Source organism: Deltaproteobacteria bacterium (assembly GCA_016709225.1).
GTDB lineage: Bacteria > Myxococcota_A > Polyangia > Nannocystales > Nannocystaceae > Xiheibacterium > Xiheibacterium phototrophicum.
The window spans coordinates 2,535,358-2,553,453 of sequence record JADJEE010000001.1; the positions used below are offsets into that span (position 1 = coordinate 2,535,358).

The window sequence follows — 18,096 nt, forward strand, 5'->3', positions numbered from 1 at the left end:
AGCACGATCGTCGACGAGCGCGGGTGACGCCCTCGTTCGGCTGCGGTTGGGGTTCGCGCGCCAGGGTTGTCGCATGCACCTCGTTGCGGCCGCGTTTGCGCTTTTCGCCGGTGCCGGCATCCCCGCCGACGCCCGCTACACCCCTGGCAAAGGCCTCGGCGTCGTGACCCGCGACGGCCGCTTCGCGCTCGGCGTGCGCGCGCGCCTGCAGCCGCGGCTCGAGGCCGAGCACGCCGCCGGCGAAGCGACCGCAGCGACGCTGATGCTGCGGCGGGCCCGACTCACGCTCGCGGGGCACGTCGGCTCGCCCCACGTGCGCTACTACGTGCAGCTGGGCTTCACCCCGCGCGACATGACGGGCGGGCTACGCGACGACGTCGCCGCGGTCCGCCACGACCCGCTCCGCGACGCCCGCGTCGAGTTCACGCGCCTCCGCGACGCCGAGCTCTGGATCGGCCAGACGAAGGTGCCCTTCAGTCGCGAGCGACTGATCTCCGACGCCAACCTGGCGGCGATCGATCGCTCGATCGTCAACGAGGAGTTCAACCTCGATCGCGACATCGGCGTGCAGCTGCGCTCGCGTGATCTGGGCGGCCACGGTGGCAGGTTCGGCTACGCGTTGGGGGTCTTCACCGGCGATGGACGCAACACCTTCGAGCTGCGCACGCCGCGGTTCGCGTACGTCGCACGGCTCGAGCTGCGCCCGCTCGGATCCATGGGGACCGACGGCGAGAGCGACCAGCCGCGCTCGCCGTCCCCGAGGCTGGCGATCGGGCTCGCGTACGCGTTCCACGACGGGGCCGCGGGCGATCGCGGGGTCTTCGGGGCGCGGCCCAGCGACGGCGGCACCACCGACAACCACAGCGCGACGGTGGACGCCGCACTCCACTGGCGCGGCATGTCGCTCGAGGGCGGCGCGTTGTGGCGGGTGGGGCGACGCGAGCCCGGCGCGGCCGGCCCAGTCGAGGCGGCACGCAGCGGCTTGGGCTGGTTTGCTCAGCTGGCGTGGCTGCTGCCGACGATCCCACTCGAGCCAGTGGTCCGCTATGCGCAGGTCTTGGACGTCTACGGTCGGCGTAGCAGCCTCGACGCGGGGCGTGAGGCCGGCGGGGGTCTCGGTTGGTACTTCGCTGGACCCGACCTCGAGCTGCGGACGGACTACACGCGGCTGTGGGAGCGCGGAAGCACGAGCGATCGCCTGCGCGTGCAGCTGCAGGTGGCGTTCTGATCGCACGGCCCGCGGGTCAGCGTCGGGTCCGGCGACGCGCGAGCGGCTCGAGGCTCTGCGAGATGACCGCGGCGCGCTGCACGTGCGACCGCAGGCGCTCGGGCGGGTGCCGCTGCAGCGCACGCGCCGGCGCGACACCGAGGATCGCGAGCGCCTCGATCGCCATGCCGCGGAGCTCGTCGCGCGCGTCGGTGTCGGCGGCGATCCATGCCAGCTGCGGGCGACAGCCATCGCCGCGGGTGGTGAGGGCGAGCAGGCCATCGTCGATGCCACGCGCGGTGGCGTCGCGCGCGGCCGCCAGCACGACCTCGCAGCTGCGCGCCGGCGCGTGGCGGGAGTACGCGGCGAGGGCGTGCTCGCGGACCTCGATGTCGGCGTCGACCAGTGCGACTGCCCAGCGCGGATCGTCGGGCCGCTGCGCCACCAGGGCCTCGAGCAGTCGCACGCGCGCGCCCGCGAAGATGCCCGAGCGCTCGTCGTTCGCGAAGGCGACGTCCCGCGCGAGCCGGGCCGCGGCGAGCTCGGCGGCCCCCGGCAGCTGCAGCTGCAGCGCACGCAGGGCCGCGAGGTCGGCGAGACCCGAGCGATCGTCGGCCGCATCGGCGAAGGCCGTCACCCGTGCGAGCGCGTCGACGTCACCGGCGGCCGCGAGCGCGGCGTGGTGGAGCAACTCGAACTGCGGCGCGTAGTTTCGGTGCTCGCGCTGGGCGACGTGGGGGTAGCCCGAGCGCGCGCGCAGACCTTCGCGCAGCTGCGCGCGGGCCCGTCGTGACGCGGCGTCGCTGCGACCGTGCAGCCGCGCGAGCAGGGCGATGATGCGATCGTACGCCACCAGGGACATCGGCGCATCGAAGCCGAGGTCGTCGCGACCGACGTGCCGCAGCAGGATGTCGACGTCGGCGACGTCGTCCCCGAACGTCCGCAGGAGCGCCGCGTCACAGGTCGCGACCATGGTGCCGCTGTACGAGCCCGAGAACGCCTTGCGCACGCGGGTGCGCAGCGGCTCGTCGCCGAGCGAGAGCCGGGCCGCGACCACCTGGCAGAAGGCGTGGGCGTCGGTCAGCGGCACGCGCGGCTCACCGTGGGCGGTCGCGTCTTCACCGGCGCTCAGCCGCCGCAGCTCGCCGAGCGCGGCGCGATCGTGGGCCGCGACGATCGGCACGAGCGCGACGAGCTGGCTCGATCCGCCGGGCATGCTCATGCGCATGTCGGGGAGCTCGAGCCGCGCGAGGAAGCCGATCGCGTAGCGACTCGCGGCCTGCACGTCGAGCCGGGTCAGTGCCTCGAGCGTGTCGGCCCACAGCGAGCCGTGGCCGTGGACCTCGAGCTCGCGCAGCAACGTCACGACCGCGTCGGTGCTGCTGCGATCGCCGAGCGCCGCGAGGGCGTAGGCCGCCTCGGCCTGTAGCGAATGAACCTCGAACTCGGCATGGGTGTCCCGCAGCGCTGCCGGCAGCGGCATCGTCAGCATCGCGCGCAGCGAGGGCACCGCGCTGCGATCGTCGGTGTACGCGGCCCACACTGCAGCCTCGCGCGCGGCCTCGACCGCGGCGGCGTCGTTGCGATCGGGTGCGAGCACGATCGGCGCCAGCGCGGCCCGCAGCGAGCCGGCCGCCGCGACCGGACCGACGCACGCGACGTCGATGTCGTCATCGCAGGTCAGGTAACGCTCGACCAGGAGCGAGCGGCGGTAGCTCGCGCTCCAGTGGGCCTGCGCATCGCCGGCGGCGCAGACACCCACGCACGCGGCCACGCCGGCCGCCAGCGCCCCCACGCGTCGCGCGAGGTGCCGCCAGCGGGAGCTTCGAGCATGCGGGGCCTCGCGACGCGGCACGGCGAAGCGAAGACGCCGCCACGTCGCCGGGTCTTCAGGCATTCTGAGGCGCGACTTCCCGGCTCCAGCGGGTACTTGCTACGGTGATCCCGCGATGCTGCACCGTCGATCGCTGCCGCTGGCCCACCCCTGCTCCGAAGCGTCGCGCCTGCGTGGCGACGGCCCGGTGCTGCACTGCGATCGCTGCGACGCGCCGGTCTACGATCTCTCCGCGCTCACGCGCGCGCAGGCCGAGGCGTTCCTGCATCGGCTGGTCGGCCGTCCCAAGCCGTGCCTGCGCTACACCGTCGATGCTCGCGGCGCGCTCCGCTTCCGCGATCCGCAGCCGGCCGCCGCCGCCGGCTGGGTTGCGACGCTCGCCGCCGGGGCCGTGATCGCGTTGGCCGCAGCGCCCGCCTCGGCTGCCCCGCCGCCCACCGAGACGACCGCGCCCTCGCCCGAGACCCCCGAGACCCGCGGCGACGCAACGCCCACCACCACCGAAGCGACCGAGGCCGCGACCACGCCGGGTGAGCCGACGACGTCCGCCGACACCGGCGATCCAGCGTCGTGCCCGCTGCCGATGCCCGAGACCGAGCAGGGGCACGAGGTCCACGGCGGCGTGCCGCCGGAGGACGTGGGCCACTACGGCGTCTCGCGACGCGAGCACCGACGCTGGCGCCGCGCCGAGCGTCGTCGCGAGCGTCGCGAGCGACGTGCCGCGCAGCGCGGCACCGCGGTGGCGTGATCGCGGGCGCCGGCCCGCGGCGAAGCGACGCGGCGACACCGGAGCCACGCACACGGCTGTCCCCGGGGACATCGACGCGCGCGCGTGCGGGAGCGTCGGCAGGGCCCGACGAAGTTCCGTGGCACGGCCGCTGCACCGGCGTGCGAGGCGATGAAGCCACGCACGTTGACCACTGCGACCTCGACACTCCTGATGCTGTCCGTCCTCGGCCTCGCCGCGTGCGACAGCGAGACCGCGACCCCCGAGGCGCTGGCGATGCGTGGGGCGGACTTCGGTCCACGGCTGGATCTCGCGCCGCATGCGATCGACATCGACGCGAGCGAGCTCGACGGCGCATGGGCGCAGACGCTCGACCTTCGCGAGCTCGATCCGGAGCGGTCGCACGTGGTGTTCCTGCAGTCGCCCAACCCCGACGACACCCTCGTCGCGCGCGATCCGGAGAGCGGCGAGCTGCTCGGCGAGGCCGAGCCCGTGCAGGTGCTGTACACCGACCTGGGCAAGCTCCACGTCTCGCGCATCGAGCTCGCCGAGGGCACGAAGCTGGCCCAGCTCGTGGGGCAGCTGCAGCCATCCGCGCGACCGCACCGCATGTTGTTCTGCGACGAGGTCGTGACCGAGCACGCCGATGCGGTGCCCGGATCGCTGCGCGACGCCGTCGCGCGCGTGCGCGCGGGCGGATCGGTATGTTTCGACCCCCAGGCGTTCGCCATCGACACCGAGGCGGAGGTGATCGGACACATCGAGATCGTCGACGACATCCACATCCACGGCCTGCCGACGCGCCCCGTGCTGCGCAGCGACGGCGGTGACCGCCTCCTGACATTCGCGCCCGGCACCGACGCGACGATGGATGATGTCGTGCTCGCCGACGGCGGCCACGTCGATGGCGGCGGCCTGCTGCGGAGCTCGGGGCGGCTGCGCGCCGAGCGGGTGGGGTTCATCGGTGGCAGCGCCCTCGAGGGCGGCGCGATCTACAGCGACGGACAGCTGTGGCTGACCGACTGCCAGGTGGACAACTCCTTCGCGGTGGACGGCGGCGGCATCTTCAGCTCGTACGGCGAGGTGACGCTGGTCGGCACCGCCGTGCGCGGCAACGAGGGGGCACACCGCGGCGGCGGCGTGTTCGGCCACAACGCACGCTTCGTCATGCGCGGCGGCACCGCGATCTCGGGCAACTATGCCGTCGACGCCGGCGGCGGCATGTACCTGCGCGCGACCGCCTTCGTCGGCGACAACACGCTGTGGAACGCCTCATTGACCGCCAACGTCAGCGACGGTGATGGCGGCGCGGTGTTCCTCGAACACGCACGCCTCGTGATCAGCTCCAACCCCACCGCGCCGCTGCAGGACGTCATCCACGGCAATCGAGCCGCGCGCGGCGGCGGCGTGGCGCTCGACGACGGGGCCTACTTCGAGCTCGCCGGCGACACCCGCGTGGTCGACAACGCGGCCATCTCGGGTGGCGGCGTGTTCAGCAGCGGCACGGTGGAGCTCGGCGGATCGGCCAAGCTGCTCGACAACTACGCCGCCCAGGACGGCGGCGGGGCGGTGATCGCCGGCGGCACCCTGCGCGCCTCGGGTGCCGCGACCATCGAGGGCAACACCGCCGTACGACTGGGCGGCGGCGTGCGCCTCGATGGCGGGCTCTACACGGGGCTGCCCGCCGCGGTGCTCGGCAATGTACCGACCGACATCGAGTGACGCCGTCGCCGTGCCACACCGACGGGGCGTGCGCGCGCGCGCCCTCGAGATCGCTCAGCACACCGTGACGACCGGATTCAGCGAGCAGTCGAAGTCGTCGCAGTCGATGTATCCATCACCGTCGTCGTCGCCGCCGTTGCTGCACGCCGCGTCGTCGTTCTCGTCGCCGCACAGGGTCACCTGCTCGCTCATCGAGCAATCGAAGTCCCCGCAATCCACATAGCCATCGCCGTCGTTGTCGACCCCGTCGCTGCAGCTGGCATCGTCGAGTTCGTAGGGCGCGAGTCCACAGAAGGACTCGACCGAACAGAGGTCGGTGACGCACGAGCCGTGCTCCGGGCACGACGAGCGCTCGGTGCAGGTCGGGATGCAGTACTTCGGTGCCTCGGTCGAGATCTCGCACGAGTGACTGGCCCCGATGACACCGATGCGGTCACAGCTCACCACGATGCCGCTGCCCTCGGGCGCAGCCGGGCACGGCGTCTCACCCGCTTGCGCCGACCAGCACTCCACGGTGCAGAAGCCGTGGAAGCACAGTCCGCCGCCGCAGTCGGCGTCGTCCATGCAGGGACGATAGGCTTCGTCGGCCGACTCGCCGGTGCTGCTACCCGCGGTGTCGTCGCCGGTGGAACCACCGCTCGTCGACGCATCCGCGCCGGTCGGATCGCCCGTGACGGTCGTCGGACCCGTGCCCGCGGTCGTCGGGCCGGTGTCGACCTCGCCGTCGTCGTCGGCAGCGCCGCTGCCACTGCTCGTCTCGTCACCGCTGTCGCACGCGGTCGTGCAGTCCCCGCCGGCGGGCACGTCGGACTTCGACGGACACGCCGGCACGACCGGCATGACCCCGACCAGGAGGAACAGGAACGCGCGCGAGGGGGCGGGCATGGCCGACGAGTGCGGCGCGCGGTGGTTTCGATTCCCTGCACCGCGAGAACGTTGCAGGCCCGGCCGAAGGCGCGCCCCCAAGCGCCCTGCACGGGATCTGCACGAACTCGGCGACCCCGCGCCCACGCGCGGCGTCGAGACCTACCGCATGGGCTTGCTACGAACCAAGCCGCATGCTCGGCACCGACGCCTCCACCACCCTGCCTGCGACGCCGTGGCGCGTCGATCCACCCCCGCTCGAACCGGCGGCCTCGCGCGACGGCAGCGTCGACGTCGAGACGCCGCCGGTCGGTCAAGTGATCGGCGCAGCGGCGGCGATGGCCGCGGCCGGGGCCGCCGCTGCGCTCGGCTCGGGTGAGCTCGACGTCGCCGCGCGAGCGACTGCGATGCTGATGGGGCCGGCCCTGGGCGCGATGGTGCTGACCGCCCCGGCCCTGCTGGCGGTGCATCAGTTCCTCGGCCTGCACGCACGGCCGGAGCGGCTGGTCGCCGCGCTCGCGCGGGCCCTGGTCGCCGGCGGTCGCGTGGCGCTGGGCCTGGTCCCGATCGCGCTGTTCTTCGCGGCGACCTCGGGCCTGTGGGCGCTGGCGATGGCCGGCGTGGTCGCGGTGCCGGCGATCGTGATGGCCGCCGTCGCGCTGGTCCACCTGCACGCCGCCGAGCAATCGAGCGCACCGACCCGCTCGCGGTTCGGCTTCCTGGTGATCGGCTGGGCCACGCTGGCGCTGGCGATCGGCGCGCGGCTGATGCTGTCGGTCGCGGGCTACGTGCAGCAGGCGGTGTCGCCATGAACACCACCACCCTCGCCCCCCCGATCCCCGCGCTGCAGCTGACCGTGGCGGTGCTGCGCGAGCCCGCGGCGCTGCTGCGCGGCCGCGACGACGCCTCGGGTGCGCTCGCGCGCCTGGTCCCGGCCCTGCTCGCGGTCATCGTCGTCGCCGCGGGCCTGTTCGGCCTCGTGGTCGGCTCCTACCGCGGCGGGCTGCAGCACCTGTGGGCCGCGCTCAAGCTGCCGCTGGTGCTGCTGCTGCCGCTCTTGGTGGCGCTGCCGACCGTGCACGCGCTCTACCGCGTCGCGGGCGTCGCCTTGCGGCACGAGCGACTGGTGTTCGCCGCGCTGGTCGGCTGCGCCCGCGCGAGCCTGCTGCTGGCCGCGATGGGGCCGGCGCTGTGGCTGCTGTTCTCGCTACGCATCGACTACCACGCCGCCGTGCTCGCCATGTGCGGCGCGCTCGCGATCGCCGGCGTCATCGGCCTCGTCACCACCGCGAGCTTGCTGCCGACCGGCGGCGCGCTGCGGATCCTCGCCCACACCGGTGCGCTCGCGGTCGCGGCGGTCGTGCTCGCCCAGGGCGGCTGGGTACTACGGCCGTTCCTGGTGCGCCCGCGGGCCGAGATCACGTTCCTGCGCCCGCTCGAGGCCGACGTGTTCTCGAGCGTGCAGACGACCTGGCGCTCGAGCAAGGGTGACTATCGCGGCTGGGAGGCCGACGCCCCCCGGTGGCGCAAGGGCAAGGAGCAGGAGGCCGCACCATGATGCTGCTCGCACGCATCGAGGTGATCTCGCTCTCGCTGGGCGCCGGCTACCTCGCGATCGGTTTCGTCATCGCGTGGCTGCTGTCGCGGCGCCGACACAGCCCCACCGTCGCCCTCGGCGCGCTGGCATGCTGGCCGCTGCTGCTGCCGCTGCTGCGGCAGCCACCGCCACGCAGTGCGGGACGCGGCCCGCTGGTGGCGCGCATCGAAGCCGCGGTCGACAGCCTGCGCGACGCGATGGCCGATCCCGCCGCGGTCGAACTCGACCTTCCCGCCGATCTCGACCGCCTGGTGGCCGAGCTCGAGCGCGCCGACGAGCGCCTCGCGATGGTCGATCGCCTCGTGCGGCAGATCGGTGCCCACGGCCCCGCAACCCCCGCGGTCGCCGAGGGCCTCGCGCAGCTGCAGCGCGCCCGCGAGACCACCACGGCCGAGATCGAGGCGGTGCTCGACGGCATGGTGCAGCTGCGGCTACAGATCGGACTGCGCTCGTTGGCGGGGAACAGCGTGCCCATTCGGGAGCGTCTGAGGGACCTCCGCGCTCGCCTGGCGGCGATCGACGAGCTCGCCGCGATGGAACTCCACGCATGAGCACGAGCCCCCGGATCCTCCTGGTCGACGACGACGACCACCTGCGCGAGGTCGTGCGCTACGCGCTCTCTCGCGAGGGCTTCGTCGTCGTCGAGGCCAGCGACGGCGAGGCCGCCAAGCGCCTGTTCGAGCAGGACGAGCCCGACCTGCTGGTGCTCGACGTCGCGATGCCGAAGCTCGACGGCTTCTCGCTGTGCCGTGAGCTGCGCAAGCACAGCGAGGTGCCGGTGCTGTTCCTGTCGGCCCGCGACGACGAGATCGATCGCGTGCTCGGGCTCGATCTGGGCGGCGACGACTACGTGACCAAGCCGTTCTCGCCGCGCGAGCTGGTCAGTCGCGTCAAGGCGCTGCTGCGTCGCACGCGACCGGTCGCGACCCCAGCGATGCTGCAGTGGGGCCCGCTGCAGGTGCGGTTGGACGAGCACCGCGTGTTCGTCGGTGAGGTCGAGCTCACGCTCACCGCCACCGAGCTGCGTCTGCTGGGCGCGTTGCTGGCACGACCGCGGCGCGCCATCACCCGCGAGGAGCTCGCCGAGGCCGCCTACCCCGACGCGCGGGCGGTCAGCGAGCGCACCATCGACTCGCACATCCGCCGCGTGCGGGCCAAGCTCAAGCCGTTCGATCTCGATCCATTCGAGACCGTGCACGGCGTGGGTTTCCGCCTGGGGCCGCCCCCATGACGCTGCGGCTGTCGCTGCGCGCGTGGCTGCTGCTCTCGTACGTCGCGGTGTTCTGCCTGCCGTGGCTGGCGCTGGTCGGCAGCGGCGCACTCGACCACGATCTGCGTCGACAGACCCGCGAGCACCTGATCGCGCAGGGGCACCTGTGGGCGCTGCGGGTCGAGGCCGGGCTCGCCCAACACGGGGGCGTGCAAGGCGACGCAATGCGCGAGGTCGCCGTGGGTCTGCGCGACGACCTCGCGACCGCGCGCACCCGGACGCTGTGCGCCACGCAGATCGTCGATGCCACCGGCGTGGTGCTGGCGAGCACCGGCGGCACCACCGGTCACAGCCTCGCCGACGACCCCGAGGTCGAGCGTGCGCTCGCCGGCGAGCTCGGCCTGGTGGAGCGCGAGCGCTCGCGGGTTCGCAGCCGCAATCCTGCGGCGCTCGACGGACCCAGCCGCTTCGCGTCGGTGCGTTCGTTCGTGGCGGTGCCGATCCAGCAGGGCGGGCGCGTCGTCGGGGCCGTGGTCATGAGCCGCACGCCGCGAGAGGAGCTGCAGGCGTTCGCGCAGATGGGCCCGCGCCTGCTGGTCGCGCTCGCCGTCGCGGCCGCGCTCACCGTCGCGTTGGCGTGGACCAGCGGCTGGCTCGGCAGCCGCTCGCTGGCCAACCTCTCCGAGGCCGCGCGACGCATCGCTGCCGGCGCGCGTGATGCCGGCGGCCTGGGCCCACTCGGCGAGTCGCACGTGCGCGAGGTCGGTGCGCTGGCCGACGCCGTGCGAGGCATGCACGGCCAGCTGCAGGCGCGGCTCGACTACATCGACGAGTTCGCCGGCAACGTCGCGCACGAGTTCCGCACCCCGATCGCGACCCTGCGCGGCACGCTCGAGCTGCTGCACGACGATCCCGAGATGCCCGCGGCGCAGCGCGAGCGCTTCTTCGCCAACGCCGACGCCGAGCTGACCCGACTGGCCACGCTGGTCGACGGCCTGCTCGCGCTGGCGCGGGCCGAGCGACTCGGCGATCCTGCGGCCATCGATCCCGCGGCGCTGCTGCACGGGGTCGTTGCCCGCCGGAGCGACGCCGTTGCACTGCACGACGCCCGCAGCGACGAGGCCCAGCGGGCCCGCATCGTCGGCAGCGCGCGGCAGCTCGAGAGCGCGCTCGACAACCTCATCGACAACGCGCTGCGCCACGGCGGCGACACGGTCGCGATCGCCATCGAGCTCGGCGCCGACGACCGCCACATCCGCATTGCGGTGGTCGACGACGGTCGCGGCATCGATCCCGCCGACCTCCCCCGCGTGTTCGAGCGCTTCTTCACCACCGCCCGCGCCGGCGGTACCGGGCTCGGGCTCGCGCTGGTGGCCGCGATCGTGCGCGCCCACGGCGGTGAGATCGCGGTCGACAGCCGTCCGGGCCGCACCGCGTTCACGATCTCGCTGCCCCGCGCCGACACGCCGTGACGCGGGGCAGCGCAGGCCTCACGGCATGAGCTCGTCGCACGCGCACGTGCAGAGGTCGGGCTCGCTCGCGCCACCCGTGCTGGAGGCTCCGCCGCCGCCGCTGCTGTCGCTGCCGCCGGTGGTGGCGTCGGTGTCGACGCCGCCATCGCCGGGCGCGCAGGTCATCCACGCGCCCGCGGGGTCGGCGTGGGTGCAGGTGCTGCCGCTGCGCAGGACCTCGGTGGTGCCATCGTCGGCCATGCGAAAGTAGACGGTGCCGTTGCTGCCGCACGCGTCCTCGGAGCCGCAATCGGTGTCGCCGAGGGGATTGTCGACGCAGGCGCCACCGCCCTCGACCGGCGTGAACGCGCACGCCGCATCGACGACCTCGAAGCTGTACATGTCGAGCCACTGGCACGCGAAGCCGTCGAAGCCAAATGTCGCCGCGCAGGCCTCGCGGCTCGTCGCCTCCGCGCACGCAGACGCGCCACCGGTCGGCTCTTCGCCGGTGGTCGGGACCTCGCCCGTGGTCGGGTCGCCACTCGAGCTGGTCTCGGGGTTCGAATCCGTGCTGCTGGCCGAGGCCGTCGACGGATTCGTCGCAGAACTCGAGCCGTCGTCATCGCCCGCAGGCTCACCGCACGCGCCGCACAATACCGCCGCAATCATCCACCATCGGGTTTTCACTACCATCTTCATGTTGTCACTCCAATCCAACGCCACCGCGTGCCTCGCGGTGGTCTTGAGCACTCTACGCCAGAAGGCCGCGCGGCGCCAATCCTCTTCGGTGCACGGCCGGTGCGTGGCCGTTCGGGCGCAACGCGGTTGGCGGAGTGCCCGATGGGGCCTGCTACTCTCCGCAGTGTGGCAGCACGCGCCCTCGCCCCCGTGATCCTCGTCGCCGCGCTCGCCTGTCGCCCCGGCGACGCGCCCGGCGACGACACCGGCAGCAGCACCGTCGCCGCGGACGACACCGGTGACGGCAGCTGCGAGTCGCTCGCCGAGCAAGGCGCGTGCGAGGCCGCCGCGGATCGCGGCTGCGGCTGGCTGACGGTGTTGCACGTCGCGCGCGAGGGCGACCTGTGCAGCCTGCTCGACTCGCAGACGGGTTGCTTCGAGGTCGAGTTCGACGCGTCCGGTTGCGGACAGACGCCAGGGTGCGAGCCCGCCGAGGATCCCTACGTGTCGCTGCTGCAAGACGGCACCGCACTGTCGACCACCGCCTGCGGCGGCCCACGGCCGGTCGGCTGGCTCGACTGCACCGACGGCACGCCCGGCTCCGACGTGCCGCTGTGCACCTGCGCGTGCAGCCTCGCGACTTGACCGCGACGCGACGGGACCGCGACGTCAGTACACGTCGAAGAAGAAGTCGAGGATCGCCTGCGGGCCCCAGTCGGGGATGTAGTGCACGTCCCAGTTGTGCTCGCACCACAGCACCGGCTCGCCATCGCAGTCGTCGTAGGCGACGCAGTTGCAGTCGAACTGGCCCTGGCCGCCGTTCTCACCGCAGCCCGCCGGTGGATCGAGCGGACCGGTGGTGGTGCTGCAGCCGTTGACCTGCAGGTAGTAGTCGCGGGCGCCGCGACCGTTGCTGATCGGCACGATCGGATCGATCACGCTGTGGATGCCGAAGAAGTGCACCGGATCGACGGTGTCGGCGCTGGGCAGCGGCGCGCGGTAGGGCAGCCCGCCGGCGTTGATGGCAACCGCGTGGGTGCGGCCCGGCAGGTCGCCGTAGATGTTCCAGATCGGCAGCGAGGTCGCCTCGAACGCGCCCGAGCTCTGCCCGGCAAAGAACACCGCCTGGGTGTCGATGCAGAGGTCCTCGTAGACCTGCGCGTAGATCTCTTCGAGATACGCGTGGTCGCTGGAGTTGGGGTTGTTACTCCAGCAGTCGCCCTCGCTCTTGGGATACACGGCGATGAAGGGATGACCGGGATCGCCACCGCCCAGCGCGAGGAAGCGGAAGAGGTTGTTGCGCGAGTTGTCGATGTTCTCGTAGCAGCCGTGGATGCCGAAGAACAGCGGCTGCGGGGTGTCGTTGCCGGCGGCATCGAAGACCCCGGGATGCACGTCGACCTGGTACTCGCGACCCGCGGCCGAGCCGGAGAACACGTAGCTGCTCTGGTCGATGCGCGTGAGATGGGCGAAGGCATCGATGGCGAGGCCACAGCCGCTGCTCGGCACCACCATCCCGCCGGTCGAGTCGGCGCTCTCGCCGGTGGGATCGGTGTCGGTGGTGGGCGAGCTGGTCGTCGAGGCCGTGGTCGCGTTGGTGGTCGACGCGGTGCTCGCGGTCGTGCTCGCCGTGGTGGTGCCATTGGTGCCCTGCGTGCTCGCGCTCGCGGAGCCGTCGGTGCCGTCGCTGCTGCCGCTGCCGGAGCCCCCGTCGCCACCGCCGTCGTCGTTGCAGGCGACGGTGGTCACGAGCAGGACCGAGGACAGCGCGCGAAGGACGAGAACCGGGCGGCGTAGGGACATCGGCTGCAGTTACCGCGTTACGCCGCGGGGTGTCCAGATGGATCGCGCGCACCGCCCGACGGCGCGCTCGGCCCCGGGCGCGTTGCCGCACACCACGGGGTGACACCGCGCTGCAACCGAGGGCCGTCGCGACCGTCGCAGCCCACCCGTGCGCCATCGGCCAGCCCGCGCCGCGACCTTCCGGCCGGCGACCGCGGCAATTCACCGCCCCAAGGAGCAGCACCGAGGGCGTGCACGCGGCCGTGATCGCAGGCATGCTGGTCGCTGTCATGTCGTTCACGACCGCGATGCCGGACGAGCACGTCGCCGAGCGCCTCAAGGAGCTCTTCGACGAGTACCTGTCGCTGACGATGAAGCTGTTGGAGCAGCGCCGGGCGAAGGTCCCGGCAGAAGAGCTCAAGCGCATGGACGACATGCGACGCGCGACATGGGACGACGTCGAGCGGTTCCGTCGCAGCCTCGAGCAGCGCGTCGCGGGCTGATCCCTCGACCGTCGCGTGGGTCCCGGCTCAGCTGGCGCGACGATTGTCGAAGCGCATCAGCTCGCCCATCGCCCGACGCATGACGCGGGCATCGGCGAAGCGCTCGTCGGGAAGCTTGCCGCACGCTGCGTCGAAGAAGCCGTCGATTGCCTCGGCCAGCTCCGCGCTGGTCTCCGCGGGCAGGTACGTGCTGGGCGGCGCGGGACGTCGCTCGCGGTGGCAGCGGAACAGCTCGCGCGGGTGCTCGTCGAAGGCGTCCTCGAACGGGTGCCGGCCGGTGACGGCTTCGTAGAAGGTCATGCCCAGGGCGTACAGATCGGCGCGCGCGTCGATCGGCTGCGCGGGCCGGGTCTGCTCGGGTGCCATGTAGCGCGGATCACCGAGCACCAGGGTGGGGTCTTCGGGGCGCGCGTCGCCGAGATCCCGCGCCACGCCGAAGTCCAGCAGCTTCACCGTGCGCAGCTCGGGGTCGAAGGCGTCGCGGCACACGAAGATGTTCGCGGGCTTGATGTCGCGGTGCACGACGCCGCGCAGGTGGACGTAGCGCAGCGCGTCGAGCACCTGCCGGAAGATCTCGCACAGCACGTGCATCGGCACCGTGCGGCCGCCCGTGACGGCGTCGCTGATGTCGCGGCCCTCGAGGAACTCCATCGCGAACCAGAACAGCCCGTGCTCGCGGGTGGTGCCGACGTCGAGCACCCGCACGAGGTTGTTGTGGGTGAAGCTGCCGCCCAAGCGGGCCTCGAGCCGGAAGCGCCGCTGCTCGGTCTCGGGCACGTCGGCCTTCATGACCTTGAGTGCCACGTAGCGGTTCATCAGCGGGTCGAAGGCCTTGAAGACCTTGCCCATGCCGCCCTCGCCCAGCGGCCCCACGATCTGGAACCGCTTCGAGAACGTGATGAGCGTGCCAGCCGCGAGATCGGTGGCGTCGCGCTCGGGCTCCGTGGCTGCGTCGCTCATCGCGTGATTGCCACGCTATCAGGACGCGTGCGGGTTTGCCATCGATGGGCGGCCGCCGGCGGACGCGGCCCGCGGCTACGGCGACGCGCCCGTACGCGTCACGGTGCCGTCGGCTGCGATCTCGTAGTCCCCCGACGCCGCGCGGACGTGCAGCGCCCGTGCGGCCTGCATGGCCCGCATGACGGTGATGGGGTGCGGGTCGGGCAGCGTGGTGACCACGGGGTCGACCGCGAGGGCCCCGCGCGCATGGATGGCGAGCTCGCGCACGACCAGAGGCGGCTCGTCGCGGCGCTGCTTGCCCTTGCGCGGCTCGTCGATCGCGAGCTCGAAGTCGGGGCCCTGGTCGCCCTGCGCGATGGCGTGGATGACCGTCGCGAGGCGCTGCGGCTTGCGCTTGAGGCCGGTCGGCTCGGTCTGGAATCGATCGACGGTGTAGAACGCGGCACCGCCGGCCCGCTCCTGCAGGGTCTTGGCGGCGACCAGCTGCGCCTGCACGCGGCGGCGCTCGACCGTCCCGGGCAAGACGCCGCCCTCGAGCAGCTCGACGTCGAGCACGCGATCGGGCCCGAACGCGAGCGACACCAACACCCAGCGCTGGGCCTCGTCGAGCGTCGGCGGCACCGCGCGGCCGCGAGCGTCCGGCCAGCGAATGAACACCACCTGGCCGCTGGTGCCGGCGGGATCGATGTCGACCAGCGGCAACACGAGATCGCGATCGACCTCGCCCATGCGCTCGACCACCTGTGCGTGCGCGAGCGCGAGCCCGCGGGTGGCGAGGAACAACCACTGGCCCACCTCGCCGATGGTCGCGAGGTCGCCGCGAGGGATCGGCACGTGCGCGTCGGGCAGACGCTCGACCGAGTTCTCGCGCACGCCGATGTCGAGCAAGAGCTCGTCCTTGCGTTCGTGGTCGCACGCCGCGACCGCCACGGCGGACAGCAGCACTCGGAGCAGTGGCGAGCGGAGGCGGGAGGACACCGTGAAGGACTATATGTCGGAGAACTTCCGGCCGCGCACGCGAACCCGCCGCAGCGCCTCCTGCAGCCGCTGGTGGGCTTGCTCGAGCGCCTCGCGATCGCCGGGCTCGTTGGCGTCGAGCGTCGACGACAGCGCCGCGAAGGCGTCGTTGGCCTGGCGATAGTGCTCGTCCCAGGTCGGCCGGTCGATGCGCGTGCGCTCGCGGGCGAGGGTCTCGAGCTCGGTCATCTTGAAGTCGAAGCCCGACTCGGCGCTGCTGCGGTCGATGCGGCCGTCGCCGAACGGATCGACGACCGGCTGCGGCGCGGCATCGCGGGCCGCGAGGTTGGTGTTGCGGGCCTGCGCGCGCAGCTCGGCATCGTGGCGGGCCCGGACCGCGCGCTCGTCGAGCGGCATGCCCTCGGCGTCGGTCGGGAGCTCGTCGAGCACCTCGCCGGTGCCGGGGTCCTGGATGACCCACCAGGCGGCGGTGCCCCCGAGGATGAGCGTGCCCAGCACGATGAAGGTTCGGATCTGCATGTCGGCGCGCCGAGGGCGAGAACGTGGGGCGGCCGTGGCGCCTACAGGCGAAACGGCGACGACGCGAGAGTGTAGGATCTTTGCCGGTTGACCGCACCTGCGCAGCTGTTCGAGGCCGCCGCGCCGCTGTACCGCGGAGCCATCGCCGACTTCACCGCCGCCCGCGGCCGCGCGGTGCAGGCCGCGAAGCAGGCCGGCGACGCCGCGCTCGCACAGGCCATCAAGGGCCTGCCCAAGCCCGGCGCGACCGCGTGGGCGGTCGGGCAGGTGCATTGGCGCGAGCCGGAACGCATCGATGCGCTGTTCGAGTCGGCCGCCCACCTGCGCAGCGCGGTGGTGGCGGGCGCCGAGCCGGCGCTGCAGCAGCGTGCGGGTGCGGCCCATCGCCAACGCGTGAACGCAGCGCTCGAAGTGGCCATCGCAGCGATGCAGGCCGCCGGTCACGGCGTCTCGGTGGCGGTGCGTCGCCGCGTCACCACGACGTTGGAGGCCCTCGCGGCGCTCGGCCGGTGGCCGGCCCCCGGGCCCGGCTGCCTGGCCGAGGATCTCGATCCACCCGGCTTCGACGCGTGGGGCGCGATGCCGGTCGGGCCGTCGATGACGGCGCCCGACGAGGCCGTCGCGGCCGCGGCCGCCAACATCGAGCTCGACCTCGACGCCCGCGTGCGCGAGGCCACCTCCGCACGCGACGACGCGGCCGCGGCCGCACTCGCCTGCGCGCATGCCCGTGATCGTGCGATCGACGAGGCCCGCGACGCCCTCGCCTCGCGCGATGCCGCGCGGGTTCGCGTGGCGCGGGCCCAGGCGGAGCTCGAGCAGGCCGAAACGACGTTCACGCAGCGATCGCAGGTACAGCAGGATCGCGAGCGCGAGCTCGCGGCCGCGACCACGCGCCTGGCCACGCTCGAGGCCGCACTCGCACGCCTGCGCGATCGCTGATGCGATCGCACCAGACGCCGACGATCGACGATCGCCCGGCGGTGACGTCCGCGCCGACGCACATCGCCCATGCTATCGTCGTCGACAATGCGGTGGCCGATGGAAGAGGTTCGCGCATGCGCACTCGCGGGACTGTTGGCCTGCGAGTTCGACTCCAGCGGATCGGGGCTCGCCGACGCCGACGGCAGCGACGACGCTGGCAGCACGCAGGGCCTGTCCGGCGCCAGCGGCACGACCGCATCGACGTCGTCGGGCGCGGGCGGCACGGGCGAGGTCGAGACCGGGGCCAGCGACGCCACCACCGACGTCGATCCACCCCCCGGCGACACCAGCTCGGGCGACACCGGCGCGGTCGATGGTTGCCCGTCGCCGCTGCCGGCCGACTGGGTCTTCTGCGAGGACTTCGAGGGCGCCGACCCGGCCGCCGCGTTCTCGTCGTTCGACGACGACGCCGGCGCGCTGTCGGTGGCGTCGCTCGACGAGGGCGGCCACGCGCTGCGCATCGAGCACGGCCCCGACACCTACTCCGGCGCCGCGTGGTTGCGCTTCGGCCAAGGGCCCGCACACGCGGTCGCGCCGGCGATCGAGGAGCGCTTCGTCGAAGTGTGGCTGAGCCTGCGCATGCGCACCGACGACCACTGGCCCGGCGGCGCGCCCAATCACATCGTGCAGATCGCCGCGATGGACGAGCAGTGGCACGGGCTCGCGGCGGTCGAGCTCTACGGGCTCGACGATCAGGACGTGATGGACCTGCGACCCAAGCGTTGCACCGACGACGACGGCTCGGTGCTGTGCGCCGACTTCAACCGCGGCTGGTCCGCGATGGCTCCGTTCGCGTCGGTGCGCGGCGACGCGCCGCTGTTCGCCGCCGCGCAGTCCGGCACGTGGCACTGCGTCGAGCTGCACGCGATGTTGTCGCAGCAGGGCGAGGGCGTCGCCGAGAGCTTCGTCGACGGCGCCCCCGATGCCGCCGCGGCCGATCTCGATTTCCTGCAGGGCGCGCCGACCCTGGGGTGGAACCTGATTCACCTCGACACCTGGTGGGGGAACGCACCCGCCGATCCGAGCGCATCGTACGTGGACGACCTGGTGGTGAGTCGCACGCGCACGGGGTGCCTGCCATAG

Annotated in this window: 19 protein-coding genes; 12 read left to right on the forward strand and 7 right to left on the reverse strand. The window is 72.9% G+C overall.

Going from position 1 to position 18,096, the window contains the following annotated elements; genetic code table 11:
* Positions 1-73: 73 nt before the first annotated feature.
* Entirely contained in the window at positions 74-1,228 is a 1,155-nt protein-coding gene (locus IPH07_10270) for a hypothetical protein (protein ID MBK6917773.1), read from the forward strand.
* Between the two features lie 16 nt (positions 1,229-1,244).
* Here IPH07_10270 and IPH07_10275 read toward each other — a convergent pair whose 3' ends face one another.
* Positions 1,245-3,002: a hypothetical protein gene (locus IPH07_10275; GenBank protein MBK6917774.1), complete on the reverse strand. Its 1,758-nt coding sequence runs from the start codon at positions 3,000-3,002 to the stop codon at positions 1,245-1,247.
* 154 nt (positions 3,003-3,156) lie between these two features.
* On the opposite strand from IPH07_10275, the gene IPH07_10280 reads away from it, so the two are divergent.
* Together IPH07_10280 and IPH07_10285 are read left to right on the forward strand one after the other, a co-directional pair.
* Positions 3,157-3,789, forward strand: a complete 633-nt coding sequence (locus tag IPH07_10280; GenBank protein MBK6917775.1) for a hypothetical protein — start codon at positions 3,157-3,159, stop codon at positions 3,787-3,789.
* A 192-nt stretch (positions 3,790-3,981) separates the two neighbouring features.
* Positions 3,982-5,490: a hypothetical protein gene (locus IPH07_10285; protein ID MBK6917776.1), complete on the forward strand. Its 1,509-nt coding sequence runs from the start codon at positions 3,982-3,984 to the stop codon at positions 5,488-5,490.
* 54 nt (positions 5,491-5,544) lie between these two features.
* On the opposite strand, the gene IPH07_10290 is transcribed toward IPH07_10285, so the two are convergent.
* Complete coding sequence (locus tag IPH07_10290; GenBank protein ID MBK6917777.1) at positions 5,545-6,375, reverse strand: hypothetical protein; 831 nt, start codon at positions 6,373-6,375, stop codon at positions 5,545-5,547.
* Positions 6,376-6,548: 173 nt separating this feature from the next.
* Between IPH07_10290 and IPH07_10295 the strand changes: the two genes are divergently transcribed.
* From IPH07_10295 to IPH07_10315, 5 genes are read left to right on the forward strand one after another with little or no spacing between them, the layout of a single operon-like run.
* Entirely contained in the window at positions 6,549-7,166 is a 618-nt protein-coding gene (locus IPH07_10295) for a hypothetical protein (GenBank protein ID MBK6917778.1), read from the forward strand.
* On the forward strand, positions 7,163-7,912 hold the full coding sequence (locus IPH07_10300; protein ID MBK6917779.1) for a hypothetical protein: 750 nt from the start codon (positions 7,163-7,165) through the stop codon (positions 7,910-7,912). Before IPH07_10295 ends, IPH07_10300 begins: the two co-directional genes overlap by 4 nt.
* Positions 7,909-8,502: a hypothetical protein gene (locus IPH07_10305; GenBank protein ID MBK6917780.1), complete on the forward strand. Its 594-nt coding sequence runs from the start codon at positions 7,909-7,911 to the stop codon at positions 8,500-8,502. The genes IPH07_10300 and IPH07_10305 overlap by 4 nt, the downstream gene beginning before the upstream one ends.
* The gene (locus IPH07_10310; GenBank protein ID MBK6917781.1) at positions 8,499-9,182 is read left to right on the forward strand and encodes a response regulator transcription factor; all 684 of its coding nucleotides are present in this window, start codon (positions 8,499-8,501) and stop codon (positions 9,180-9,182) included. Before IPH07_10305 ends, IPH07_10310 begins: the two co-directional genes overlap by 4 nt.
* On the forward strand, positions 9,179-10,633 hold the full coding sequence (locus IPH07_10315) for a histidine kinase (protein MBK6917782.1): 1,455 nt from the start codon (positions 9,179-9,181) through the stop codon (positions 10,631-10,633). The genes IPH07_10310 and IPH07_10315 overlap by 4 nt, the downstream gene beginning before the upstream one ends.
* An 18-nt stretch (positions 10,634-10,651) precedes the next feature.
* Here IPH07_10315 and IPH07_10320 read toward each other — a convergent pair whose 3' ends face one another.
* Positions 10,652-11,305: a hypothetical protein gene (locus IPH07_10320; protein ID MBK6917783.1), complete on the reverse strand. Its 654-nt coding sequence runs from the start codon at positions 11,303-11,305 to the stop codon at positions 10,652-10,654.
* A 171-nt stretch (positions 11,306-11,476) separates the two neighbouring features.
* Between IPH07_10320 and IPH07_10325 the strand changes: the two genes are divergently transcribed.
* The gene (locus tag IPH07_10325) at positions 11,477-11,935 is read left to right on the forward strand and encodes a hypothetical protein (protein MBK6917784.1); all 459 of its coding nucleotides are present in this window, start codon (positions 11,477-11,479) and stop codon (positions 11,933-11,935) included.
* Positions 11,936-11,959: 24 nt separating this feature from the next.
* Here the strand turns inward: IPH07_10325 and IPH07_10330 are convergent, their stop codons facing one another.
* Complete coding sequence (locus tag IPH07_10330) at positions 11,960-13,093, reverse strand: hypothetical protein (protein ID MBK6917785.1); 1,134 nt, start codon at positions 13,091-13,093, stop codon at positions 11,960-11,962.
* Positions 13,094-13,362: 269 nt separating this feature from the next.
* Between IPH07_10330 and IPH07_10335 the strand changes: the two genes are divergently transcribed.
* The gene (locus IPH07_10335; protein ID MBK6917786.1) at positions 13,363-13,575 is read left to right on the forward strand and encodes a hypothetical protein; all 213 of its coding nucleotides are present in this window, start codon (positions 13,363-13,365) and stop codon (positions 13,573-13,575) included.
* A gap of 27 nt (positions 13,576-13,602) precedes the next feature.
* On the opposite strand, the gene IPH07_10340 is transcribed toward IPH07_10335, so the two are convergent.
* From IPH07_10340 to IPH07_10350, 3 genes are all read right to left on the reverse strand, one after another.
* Positions 13,603-14,535, reverse strand: a complete 933-nt coding sequence (locus tag IPH07_10340) for a serine/threonine protein kinase (protein MBK6917787.1) — start codon at positions 14,533-14,535, stop codon at positions 13,603-13,605.
* 75 nt (positions 14,536-14,610) lie between these two features.
* Positions 14,611-15,513 (reverse strand): hypothetical protein, encoded by a 903-nt coding sequence (locus tag IPH07_10345; GenBank protein MBK6917788.1) that lies wholly within the window; start codon positions 15,511-15,513, stop codon positions 14,611-14,613.
* A gap of 9 nt (positions 15,514-15,522) precedes the next feature.
* Positions 15,523-16,032, reverse strand: coding sequence for a hypothetical protein (locus IPH07_10350; GenBank protein ID MBK6917789.1), 510 nt, complete (start codon positions 16,030-16,032; stop codon positions 15,523-15,525).
* A gap of 87 nt (positions 16,033-16,119) precedes the next feature.
* Here IPH07_10350 and IPH07_10355 point away from each other — a divergent pair, with 87 nt between their 5' ends.
* Entirely contained in the window at positions 16,120-16,971 is an 852-nt protein-coding gene (locus IPH07_10355; GenBank protein ID MBK6917790.1) for a hypothetical protein, read from the forward strand.
* Between the two features lie 99 nt (positions 16,972-17,070).
* Positions 17,071-18,096 carry a hypothetical protein gene (locus IPH07_10360; GenBank protein MBK6917791.1) on the forward strand — a complete coding sequence of 342 codons (1,026 nt, stop codon included), beginning with the start codon at positions 17,071-17,073 and terminating at the stop codon, positions 18,094-18,096.

Coding starts and splice junctions, on each gene's coding strand:
- IPH07_10280 (MBK6917775.1), top strand. CDS start 3,157: ATGCTGCACCGTCGATCGCTGCCGCTGGCCCACCCCTGCTCCGAAGCG.
- IPH07_10335 (MBK6917786.1), top strand. CDS start 13,363: ATGTCGTTCACGACCGCGATGCCGGACGAGCACGTCGCCGAGCGCCTC.
- IPH07_10350 (MBK6917789.1), bottom strand. CDS start 16,032: ATGCAGATCCGAACCTTCATCGTGCTGGGCACGCTCATCCTCGGGGGC.
- IPH07_10315 (MBK6917782.1), top strand. CDS start 9,179: ATGACGCTGCGGCTGTCGCTGCGCGCGTGGCTGCTGCTCTCGTACGTC.
- IPH07_10270 (MBK6917773.1), top strand. CDS start 74: ATGCACCTCGTTGCGGCCGCGTTTGCGCTTTTCGCCGGTGCCGGCATC.
- IPH07_10340 (MBK6917787.1), bottom strand. CDS start 14,535: ATGAGCGACGCAGCCACGGAGCCCGAGCGCGACGCCACCGATCTCGCG.
- IPH07_10330 (MBK6917785.1), bottom strand. CDS start 13,093: ATGTCCCTACGCCGCCCGGTTCTCGTCCTTCGCGCGCTGTCCTCGGTC.
- IPH07_10300 (MBK6917779.1), top strand. CDS start 7,163: ATGAACACCACCACCCTCGCCCCCCCGATCCCCGCGCTGCAGCTGACC.
- IPH07_10305 (MBK6917780.1), top strand. CDS start 7,909: ATGATGCTGCTCGCACGCATCGAGGTGATCTCGCTCTCGCTGGGCGCC.
- IPH07_10320 (MBK6917783.1), bottom strand. CDS start 11,305: ATGGTAGTGAAAACCCGATGGTGGATGATTGCGGCGGTATTGTGCGGC.
- IPH07_10360 (MBK6917791.1), top strand. CDS start 17,071: ATGGAAGAGGTTCGCGCATGCGCACTCGCGGGACTGTTGGCCTGCGAG.
- IPH07_10290 (MBK6917777.1), bottom strand. CDS start 6,375: ATGCCCGCCCCCTCGCGCGCGTTCCTGTTCCTCCTGGTCGGGGTCATG.
- IPH07_10285 (MBK6917776.1), top strand. CDS start 3,982: ATGCTGTCCGTCCTCGGCCTCGCCGCGTGCGACAGCGAGACCGCGACC.
- IPH07_10310 (MBK6917781.1), top strand. CDS start 8,499: ATGAGCACGAGCCCCCGGATCCTCCTGGTCGACGACGACGACCACCTG.
- IPH07_10295 (MBK6917778.1), top strand. CDS start 6,549: ATGCTCGGCACCGACGCCTCCACCACCCTGCCTGCGACGCCGTGGCGC.